This is a genomic window from Vibrio sp. V08_P9A1T1 (genome assembly GCF_963874405.1).
Classification (GTDB): domain Bacteria; phylum Pseudomonadota; class Gammaproteobacteria; order Enterobacterales; family Vibrionaceae; genus Vibrio; species Vibrio anguillarum.
In genome coordinates this window covers 1-10,609 of record NZ_CAWNIB010000025.1, presented here as the reverse complement: position 1 = coordinate 10,609, position 10,609 = coordinate 1, and the positions used below count along the sequence as shown (strand labels likewise).

Genomic DNA, 10,609 nt, shown 5'->3' with positions numbered 1-10,609 from the left:
ATACAAAGCAGCAACGTTGCCGTGCTCTGTTTTTCACTCAATCATTTTGGTACTGCACTTCATTTCCAGACCGCCACGTTAGTGAGACTCTATCGCCAATGATAAATTTTAGGCAAAAAAATACCCAAGTCTAAGCTTGGGTATTTCAGTTATGAGGAAGGCTACTTGCTGCGTCCTTTCATCATCGTCATTAAGCGTTTACGTTTACGCTCTTGAGATAAGGTCAGCTTATTCACTTTTCCTTCAAATGGGTTATCACTGCTTTGGAACTGGATACGAATAGGCGTACCCATGATTTCTAAAGACTTACGGTAATAGTTCATCAAATAACGTTTGTAAGAATCTGGCAGCTCATTCACCAAGTTACCGTGTACAACGATAATCGGCGGGTTATAACCACCTGCGTGAGCGTATTTAAGTTTTACGCGGCGGCTACGAACCATAGGCGGTTGGTGATCATCGGTTGCCATTTTAAGAATGCGAGTCAATACCGATGTACCAACACGTGTTGTCGCCGATTTATACGCTTCTTGAACCGATTCAAATAGATGACCAACACCCGTACCATGCAATGCAGAGATAAAGTGGATACGAGCAAAATCGACAAAGCCTAAACGGCGATCGAGCTCTTTCTTGACACGTTCTTTGACGTCGTTATCGAGCCCATCCCACTTATTGACTGCAAGCACTATTGAACGTCCGGCGTTTAGTGCAAAACCTAGCAGGCTAAGATCTTGATCTGAGATATTCTCACGAGCGTCAATGACTAACAGAACAACGTTTGCATCTTCAACGGCTTTTAAGGTTTTGACGACCGAGAATTTTTCAACCGTTTCGTTAATGCGAGTACGACGACGCACGCCAGCAGTATCAATCAATACATACTCGCGCTCATCACGCATCATCGGGATGTAGATGGAGTCTCGCGTCGTTCCGGGCATGTCGTAAACCACAACACGCTCTTCACCGAGAATGCGGTTGGTGAGTGTCGATTTACCGACATTCGGACGGCCAATGATCGCCAGTTTTATCGGCTGATCTTGCAGACGTTTGTATTCAGCTTCGGCTTCTTCTTCGGTGTAATCTAACTTTTCTTCTTCGGCATCTTCAAAGTCGGTTAGATCTTCGATTTCGCCTTCAGCCTGCTCGATCATTTCTTCAGCAAGTGGATTCAAAGCTCGGTCGATAAGGATCCCAACACCACGGCCATGAGCGGCAGCAATTTGGTACATTTGATCGACGCCCAATTGCCAAAACTCAGCACTTGCAGCATCAGCGTCAATGCCATCCACTTTATTCACGACTAAAATAGCGCGCTTTTCAATCTTACGCAGATGTTGGGCGATCACTTCATCAGCCGCCGTTAAACCAGCGCGACCATCAACCATAAATAGCACAACATCAGCTTCATCAATCGCGGCCAATGACTGTTGAGCCATTTTCGTTTCTACACCCTCTTCACTACCATCAATACCGCCAGTATCGATAACAATGAAGTCGTGCTCACCCAATTTAGCTTGGCCATATTTACGGTCACGCGTTAAACCGGGGAAATCCGCCACCAACGCATCGCGAGTGCGAGTTAATCGGTTAAACAACGTAGATTTACCGACATTGGGACGCCCAACAAGAGCAACAACAGGAACCATACTAACCTCTACAATATTTTCTCTTATGTAGTTATAGGTAAACACTTGCTAGCAAGCATTAAATTTTTACCTATAACCACATCTATTTATTCAATAAAACGGCCCCTAACTGTTACCAGCCAGGAGCCGAATGTGAATTATATCACGATTTATTTTTTAATCGTCAGTTTCTTTACATTGCCATTACGGGTCATGCTGACATAACCATCATCGACAGCGAGAGGACTCACCGCAAAACCGCTCTTATCAACCAATTGTTGGGCAACGAATTCGCCACTACTGCGATCAATCCAATGTAGATACCCTTCACTGTCACCTAGCACAAGGTAGCCATTGATAATCGCTGGTGCAGTTAGCAAACGGTGTTCAAGCTGTTTGTTGCTCCAAAGTTCGGTACCGCTTCTTGTATCCACAGCCACCACATGATCTTTGTCGGTCACCACAAATAATCGGCCACCATCGCTAGCCATGTCTGTTGCTGAAGAGTAATTCCGCTTCCAAGCTGGTTTGCCCGAACGCAGATCAATGGCGATCAACTGGCCATTAAAACCAACCGCATACAGCATGCCGCCAATCACGATAGGTGAGGCATCAACATCGACTAGACGGTCAATTTCAGTGGCACCTTTAGGCATGCCAATCGGTTGTTGCCAAATCAACTGACCACGCTCAACGATAGCGGCAGCAAGACGGCCACCTGAGGTTCCCCAAAAAACACCGCCCGATACCGCAACAGGTTTGCTGTCACCTCTCAACGTTAAATTAGGAACTTCAGTACTGATGGTCCATTTTTGCTCACCCGTCGCTTGGTCTAAACTCACCAAAGTGCCACGACTGGTATTAACAATGATCATGTTCGCATCTGCAGCCGGAGCTGCTAGCACTTCACCGTCGACTTTAACTTGCCATACAAGCTCGCCTGTAGCTTCATTAAGCGCAGTGACTAAACCGTTTTCACTACCAATGTAAATTTGGCTATAGGCCGCCGCTATACCGCCGGATAAACGCATGGTGCCATCTTGTTCAAGATCGGTTTGCCACAGCTCTTTACCCGTTTTAGGGTTCAAGGCTTTCACCAAACCATCACGGCTAGCAATAAATACTTTGTCGTAAGCGTATTCTGGAGATAACTTTGAGAAGTAATGCCCTACGCCATCACCAATCGATGTGCTCCACTGAGTTGTAGGCGTAAATTCACTGGTTACCATTGGCACAGGAGCCATGATAATGGTGTCTTCTTCACTAGCACACCCTGCAAGTGCTCCAAGCACAACGGCAGAAACGAGCACTTTGTTGAACAACTTTTTCATCAACTTGTGCCCTTATTTGGCAAGATCGTCCAGTTTCATCTGTAGCGTTTGGCTTGCATCGTCAGCTTGTTGTGCTTCCGTGTATGCCGCATAAGCCGCGTCCGTGTCGCCTTTACGCAGTGAGATATCACCACGCAGTTCCGCAATGCGTCCCGCCCACCCTTTCTCTGTGATGGTCGTAAGATCAGCTAAGGCGGCATCAAACTGGCCTTGTTCCGCTTTAATACGGGCCACGCGATAGGTCGCTAACGGTAGAATAGCATCATCTTTGGTGTTTGCTTTTGCCCATTCAAGCTGCGCTAAAGCTTCATCAATTTGACCCGCTTCTACTTGAACTTTTGCAAGTTGTAGTGCGGCTAAGACGGCATATTCTGTACCTTTATTACTATCAATAAAGCTCTCAACAACCATCTCTGCTTCTGCGCCTTTTGCAGCTAACTGAGTTACCGCTTTGCTATAACTTTCAGAAGCGGCTTCTTGCGCAGCAATAACGCTATCTTGGTAGTAACGCCAACCAAACAAGCCACCAAGGCCAATTACAGCACCAAAGATCACGGCTTTACCGTTCTCTTTCCACCAATCTTTTATCGCTTCAACTTGTTGTTCTTCAGTATCGTAGAGTTCCACTTCCTGTCCTCTTTAATAGATGTCTCAAATGCGCTTGCTTACACAAGATGCGTCAGTTTGCTCGCGACTTCAGTTTGAGAAATCGTAATTTGTTCACCACCGATAAGATCTTTGAGAACTACTGTGCTTTCTGCGACTTCATCTTCGCCTAATACCAAAGCCACCGCAGCGCCCACTTTATCAGCACGTTTAAATTGTTTTTTGAAGTTACCACCACCAAAATGGTTCATAACACGCAGCCCCGGAACCTGTTCACGCAGCTGCTCAGCAAGTTTCATTGCTGCCATCATAGTGCCTTCACCCGCACTGACCATGTACACATCGACACTGCGACGCACGTCGGTCAGTTCCAGAGTTTCCATCATCAGCACTAAGCGCTCTAACCCCATGGCAAAACCCACTGCCGGTGTCGCTTTGCCACCCAGTTGTTCTACCAAGCCATCATAACGTCCACCGCCACAAACCGTACCCTGAGCACCTAAGCTTTCGGTGATCCACTCAAATACGGTGCGGTTGTAGTAGTCTAGGCCGCGCACCAAGCGCTCGTTAACTTGGTATTCGATACCCGCAGCAGTAAGAAGTTCACATAAGCCTGCAAAATGTTGCTTGGATTCTTCATCTAGATACTCAGACAATTTGGGTGCGTCACCTAAAATCGCTTGAATATCTGGATTTTTAGTATCGAGTACACGCAGTGGGTTGGTGTACATACGACGTTTGGCATCTTCATCCAACACCTCTTGATGCTGCTCTAAATAGTCAATCAAAGCGGTGCGGTAATTGGCACGCGCTTCAAGAGAGCCAATTGAGTTCAGTTCCAAACGAACATGTTTGTCGATGCCCAATTCACGCCACAAACGCGCGGTCATCATAATCAGCTCGGCATCAACATCAGGACCATCCAGGCCAAACACTTCAACCCCACATTGGTGGAATTGACGGTAGCGCCCTTTTTGCGGACGTTCATGACGGAACATCGGCCCCATGTACCATAAACGTTGCTCTTGGTTGTAGAGCAAACCATTTTCGATACCAGAACGGACACAACCTGCGGTACCCTCTGGGCGAAGCGATAAACTGTCACCATTGCGATCTTCAAAAGAATACATCTCTTTTTCAACCACATCGGTCACTTCACCGATCGCACGGCTAAATAGATGTGTCATCTCAACGATAGGCATACGTACTTCATTGTAGCCATATGCACTAATCACGTTTTTCACTGTGCCTTCCACTTTTTGCCAAAGTGGAGACTGAGTTGGGAGGCAGTCGTTCATGCCTCGAATTGCTTGAATTGTTTTTGCCACAATACTTACCGTAAGGTCGTTGAGATTAATTTTGTTCGATTTGAGTCACGTTGATTCGGTTCTTCTCATCGAGAATAGAGGCCTTCGCGCGAATTTTCGCTTCGAGTTGGCTGACCAGATCATCGTTATCAAAACGCTCTTTCTGGCGGACGCCGTCTTCGTAGAATGCACTTTTCTTGTTGCTGCCAGCCAAACCAAGATGAGAAGCTTCAGCTTCACCTGGGCCATTAACCACGCAACCGATGATCGAGACATCCATAGGTGTCAAAATATCTTCCAAACGTTGCTCTAACGCATTGACTGTGGCGATCACATCAAACTCTTGACGTGAGCAGCTTGGACAAGCGATGAAGTTAATGCCTCGCGAGCGAATACGCAGCGATTTAAGAATATCAAAGCCGACTTTGATCTCTTCGATCGGATCCGCAGCCAGTGAAATACGCAGCGTATCACCGATGCCTTCGGCAAGCAGCATACCTAAGCCCACTGCCGATTTAACTGCACCGGCTCTTGCGCCTCCTGCTTCCGTAATACCAAGATGCAGAGGTTGGGCAATCTGTTTAGCCAGTAAACGGTAGGAATCAACGGCGAGAAAAACATCCGATGCTTTAACGCTGACTTTGAATTGATCAAAGTTGAGTCTTTCAAGAATATCGACATGACGCATCGCTGACTCGACTAAAGCGGCCGGTGTTGGCTCACCATATTTCATTTGGATCTCTTTTTCGAGCGACCCACCATTCACGCCAATCCGAATGGGTATGTTCTTGTCACGTGCGCAATCGACCACGGCGCGAATACGTTCTTCGTTGCCAATGTTACCAGGGTTGATACGCAAGCAATCAACGCCATATTCGGCGACTTTCAACGCAATGCGGTAATCAAAATGGATGTCAGCCACCAGCGGGATGGATACTTGCTGCTTGATCAACTTGAACGCTTCTGCCGCGTCCATTGTCGGTACAGAAACTCGTACGATATCAGCCCCGACTTTTTCTAACGCTTTAATTTGAGCGACCGTTGCCGCAACATCGGTAGTGCGCGTGTTGGTCATAGATTGAACAGCAATAGGAGCACCATCACCGATGGGCACATTACCGACATAAATACGCGTCGATGAACGACGCTTAATTGGAGATTCGTGTTGCATAGTATTTTCTAAGGTAAGGTGAATCGAGCGACTTTACCGGAAGTATACCCAGAAAGGTCTACAGGTTCACTTGCAAATGTCATTGAAACGCTTTCAGGCGCGCCAAGAATGATTTGAAACGGAGCTTCACCTTGCAAGGTTACGGTTTGCCCTGATTTTTTAATCCCAGTGGAAAGGGTTTTGCCTGCTGCATCTTTCACCTGAATCCAACAATCTGCGCTGAATGTGAGCGTTAGAGGAGCGTATGGATTCGTTGCATCCTGCGGCGTCTTATCCAATACAGGATCGTCGCTCGCACTCAGGTCGGCTTCGGCTGTATCATCTTCAGGTGAAGGGATAAGTTCTGCAGCCTGAGTGTTGATTTCTACAGGGATATCCACCGCTTCTGCTTCTACTTGAGATTCGTCAACCGTAGGCACTAATTCAGGAACGGTCGTGAAATCCTCATCTCGCAAACGCTCAACCGATGTCGACGTGATTGATGGTGCACTCTCAACCACAACATTCTCTTGTTCTTGGTTTTGCCACCACCATAATGAGGAAATACCAATAATGATGGCAAAAATACCCCATGTCAGCGTCATAATACGGCTATCGTGTTTCTCTCGCTTGGTTTTCTTCGAAAAACTTTGCATCGGTTGCTCAGCGACAACCGTAGGATAGCAATCATCAAAGGAAGCTAAAATAACTGACTCTTTGATCCCGACGGCCTTCGCATAGGAACGTAAATAACCGCGAGTAAACGTCGCCACTTGGTCCGAGGCGAAGTTATTCTCTTCTAAACTCTGAATGATAGAGAGACGTAACCGCAACCTATCGGCAACTTGCTTTTGCGTTAATCCCAACGCTTCACGCTTTGCCTTTAATAAAGTACCGGGTTGCACCGTGTCTGTTTTTACATCTGCAATAATCTGTTCTTGTTCAGTAGTCATCCGTTTTGTACATCTCATTATGTTATGGCTCGAATGGCACCGTCATCACTTTTATTGTTATTAGTTCGTAGTAATAAAATGGTGCATTCCAACACGGTGAAAAATTTGCATTCATTGATGCAGGCGACAGTTCAAATTTAACATTACGTCAGTTAGCAATTCTAATGGATATTTGACGTTAAACAACATGGCTTTAGGAAAGAAATTACAGCTAGGTCAATATTTTTCATAAAATTGACGTCAAAATCGCGGAAAATTATTTCAAATGGTAAAAATGCACAAAGCCAGAGGAATCTCTGGCTTTGCTTTATCATCCGATTTAGACCGATTTGACAGGAATGACATCGCCACCCATTTGTTTCATTTTGGTCCGTTTGGTTCTATCAATCACATCACCGACTAGCTGTCCACAAGCGGCATCAATATCATCTCCACGAGTTTTACGCACCGTCACTGTGTGTTCATACTGCATCAGTGTTTTTTGAAAACGGTCAATACGTGAATTACTCGGTTTTTTATAAGGTGAACCGGGATAAGGGTTAAATGGGATCAGGTTAATTTTGCACGGCGTGCCTTTCATCAACTTAGCCAATTCGTGCGCGTGGTCCATATCGTCATTGACGTGATCCAGCAACACATATTCCACCGTAACCTTGCCACGGTTAGCGTTTGAAGTGGCGATATAACGACGCACTGAGGCCAAGAAATCTTGAATATCCCAGCGATCATTGATCGGCATAATTTCGCTGCGTAATTTGTCATTGGGTGCATGCAATGAAATCGCTAATGCAACATCGATTTGCCCTGTCATTTGATCAAGACCAGAAACCACGCCCGAAGTGGACACGGTGACACGACGTTTTGACAAGCCAAAACCTAAATCATCCAGCATGATCTCTAACGCTGGGATCAAGTTTTTCATGTTGAGCAGAGGCTCACCCATCCCCATCATTACTACGTTAGTAATCGGACGACGACCCGTCTCTTTCTCAAGGCCAATTTCTCTCGCTGCGCGCCAAACTTGCCCGATAATTTCAGACACTTTGAGGTTACGGTTAAAACCTTGCTGAGCCGTTGAACAGAATTTGCATTCCAGAGCACAGCCAACTTGGGAAGAGACGCACAAAGTCGCTCGGTCTTCCTCTGGGATGTAAACCGTTTCAACATCTTGATCGCCAACACGCATCGCCCATTTAATCGTACCATCAGACGAGTGTTGTGCTTGTGAAACGATCGGCGCGCGAATTTCACAGCGTTGTTGCAGTTGTTCACGCAGTTTCTTGTTGATATTGGTCATTTGTTCGAAGTCATCACAACCAAAATGGTAGATCCACTTCATGACCTGATCAGCGCGGAACGCTTTTTCACTGAGCTCTTCAGCAAAAAATTTACGCAGACCTTGGCGATCAAAATCAAGCAGATTGACTTTTTCAATAGTCATGTGGCCTCTCAACGACGGAAACAATAAATAAGGGCGCGAATTGTACAGCCTTTATGCAGTAACAACAAGGGTTGTACAACCCTTCAATTACTAAGTCATTCAATGCTTGGCGGATTGTTTTTACTCTGCAGCTCCCAATCATACGAGTATAAAAAAGCCTCACAACGTGAGGCCTTAATCGAAAGAATTTGGGATAGAAAACGCCAAGATTAACGAGAGAAAATCTCTGATTCAGGGAAGAAAAAAGCGATTTCACGTGCCGCCGATTCAGGACTATCACTGCCATGAACTGAGTTATGGCGCATGCTTAATGCGTAATCAGCACGAATGGTTCCACATGCCGCTTCTTCTGGGTTAGTTTTACCCATTAATTCGCGGTAACGAGCAATAGCATCTTCACCTTCAAGCACTTGAGCCATGATCGGCCCTGAGGTCATAAATTCTTTTAGTGCTGGAAAAAACGCTTTGCCTTCATGCTCAGCATAAAAGCCGCTCGCTTGCTCTTCGTTCAAATGTACCATTTTCGCGGCGATAATACGCAAACCTGATTTTTCGATACGGTGATAGATTTCACCAATCAAGTTACGTTCTACCGCATCGGGTTTAATGATAGAAAATGTTCTTTCTAGAGCCATAAGGTTATCCTTTTTCTTTTGTTTTTTTAGTTATAGTGAACCGCCCAAAACAGAGAGTTGAGCGGTTTTTCATTATTGAGCTTGGTCGGTCAAAATGCGTGCTAATGTACGCACCCCCATTGCCGTTGCACCTGCGGCCCATTTATCGCTTGCTGATTTTCGGTAAGTACCAGCGCAGTCAAAGTGCAGCCACCCTTTTTTGTAATCTTCAACAAAGTAAGAGAGGAAGGCCGCTGCGGTACTTGCTCCCGGTGAATAATCACCTGAGCTGATGTTAGAGAGATCCGCAAAGCTTGAAGGTAACATAGAGCGATGAAACTCAGCCAAAGGCAGAGGCCATAAGCCTTCTTTCTCTTGGTGAGCTGCCACCAATGCCTGCTGGGATAAGCTCTCATCAAAGCTGAGTAGTGCATGGTAATCATTGCCGAGTGCATTTTTGGCGGCACCCGTTAATGTCGCGCAATCAATAATAAGCTGTGGTTTTTGCTCGTTGGCATAAATCAAGCCATCGGCCAACACTAGGCGGCCTTCTGCATCAGTGTTCATTATTTCAACTGTGGTGCCGTTTTTATAAGTGATGATATCACCCAGTTTCAAGGCGCGTCCGGAAACCATATTTTCTGCACAACACAAAATGAGTTTCACACGTTTATTAAAACCACGCATGATAGCCAAACCAAGACCACCGGTGATCGTTGCTGCGCCCCCCATATCTGCTTTCATCGCCGACATAAAGTTGGACGTTTTTAAACTGTAACCACCAGAATCAAAAGTAATGCCTTTGCCAATTAAGCAAGCAAAAACAGGAGCACTTTCTTTTCCTGTCGGATTGTAATCGAGTTGCAGCATGGCTGACGTACGCTCGGAGCCGCGACCAACCGCATAAATACCTTCCCAACCTTCGGTGAGTAGATCTTTATCTTTGACAATACGGTAGCTGACATGCTCAGGGGCTAGCGATTTGATGAACTCAGCCGCCATGGTCGCTAACTGACGCGGAGCGACTTCTTCGGCGCTTTTATTGATGATATCGCGCGTCCATTCCGTCGCTTTAATACGATATTCTAACTCGGCTTGATCTGACTCACTCAGTGGTTGCCATTCTAGTGTGTTGAGTTTTTTCGCTTCACGATAACCTTGGTAGAAAGCCCAAATATTTTCTAAGTGCCAACCGTCACCTTGTAGGCTGATAGCTCTGATAGCTTGCCCATCAAGCTTACGTGCCGCGCGCTGAACCGCGCTGAGTTCATGCTCACTCTCAATAGCATGAATTGTGGCACCATTTTCTGAAAACGAAACAATCGCCTTTTCTCCCCACTGAGGCTGGGCAGCTTGTTGGCTGATAAATACGGACATCTTTGTAGACATGGTTTCTCCTTGCCTGAATATGGCCTCACCTGTGCCATTACGATTAAATAACCAAGGGATGTTAGCATTTTGTAGGGTCAAAATGTCAACTTGATAAAAAAACGGACCATTCGGTCCGCTCTTTTTAGTTAAAATTGTTAACTCTGTGATGTTTTACTGAATAACCATAATGTTAGCAATAGTCTTAGTC

At 45.9% G+C, this 10,609-nt stretch carries 9 protein-coding genes; all 9 read right to left on the bottom strand.

Annotated elements, in window-relative coordinates; translation table 11 throughout:
- Positions 1-161: 161 nt before the first annotated feature.
- Positions 162-1,649 carry a ribosome biogenesis GTPase Der gene (gene der / locus AACT21_RS01575; RefSeq protein ID WP_029388206.1) on the bottom strand — a complete coding sequence of 496 codons (1,488 nt, stop codon included), beginning with the start codon at positions 1,647-1,649 and terminating at the stop codon, positions 162-164.
- A 149-nt stretch (positions 1,650-1,798) separates the two neighbouring features.
- The gene (gene bamB, locus AACT21_RS01570) at positions 1,799-2,959 is read right to left on the bottom strand and encodes an outer membrane protein assembly factor BamB (RefSeq protein ID WP_026028097.1); all 1,161 of its coding nucleotides are present in this window, start codon (positions 2,957-2,959) and stop codon (positions 1,799-1,801) included.
- 12 nt (positions 2,960-2,971) lie between these two features.
- Complete coding sequence (locus AACT21_RS01565) at positions 2,972-3,586, bottom strand: YfgM family protein (protein ID WP_013857490.1); 615 nt, start codon at positions 3,584-3,586, stop codon at positions 2,972-2,974.
- 38 nt (positions 3,587-3,624) lie between these two features.
- On the bottom strand, positions 3,625-4,893 hold the full coding sequence (gene hisS, locus AACT21_RS01560; protein WP_017044251.1) for a histidine--tRNA ligase: 1,269 nt from the start codon (positions 4,891-4,893) through the stop codon (positions 3,625-3,627).
- A gap of 25 nt (positions 4,894-4,918) precedes the next feature.
- On the bottom strand, positions 4,919-6,043 hold the full coding sequence (ispG, locus tag AACT21_RS01555) for a flavodoxin-dependent (E)-4-hydroxy-3-methylbut-2-enyl-diphosphate synthase (protein ID WP_010320399.1): 1,125 nt from the start codon (positions 6,041-6,043) through the stop codon (positions 4,919-4,921).
- Positions 6,044-6,051: 8 nt separating this feature from the next.
- On the bottom strand, positions 6,052-6,993 hold the full coding sequence (locus AACT21_RS01550) for a RodZ domain-containing protein (protein WP_094164193.1): 942 nt from the start codon (positions 6,991-6,993) through the stop codon (positions 6,052-6,054).
- 301 nt (positions 6,994-7,294) lie between these two features.
- Positions 7,295-8,416, bottom strand: a complete 1,122-nt coding sequence (locus AACT21_RS01545; protein WP_026028096.1) for a bifunctional tRNA (adenosine(37)-C2)-methyltransferase TrmG/ribosomal RNA large subunit methyltransferase RlmN — start codon at positions 8,414-8,416, stop codon at positions 7,295-7,297.
- Positions 8,417-8,625: 209 nt separating this feature from the next.
- Positions 8,626-9,051 carry a nucleoside-diphosphate kinase gene (gene ndk / locus AACT21_RS01540; protein ID WP_013857494.1) on the bottom strand — a complete coding sequence of 142 codons (426 nt, stop codon included), beginning with the start codon at positions 9,049-9,051 and terminating at the stop codon, positions 8,626-8,628.
- 72 nt (positions 9,052-9,123) lie between these two features.
- Positions 9,124-10,419, bottom strand: coding sequence for an aminopeptidase PepB (gene pepB, locus AACT21_RS01535; protein ID WP_026028095.1), 1,296 nt, complete (start codon positions 10,417-10,419; stop codon positions 9,124-9,126).
- Positions 10,420-10,609 lie beyond the last annotated feature (190 nt).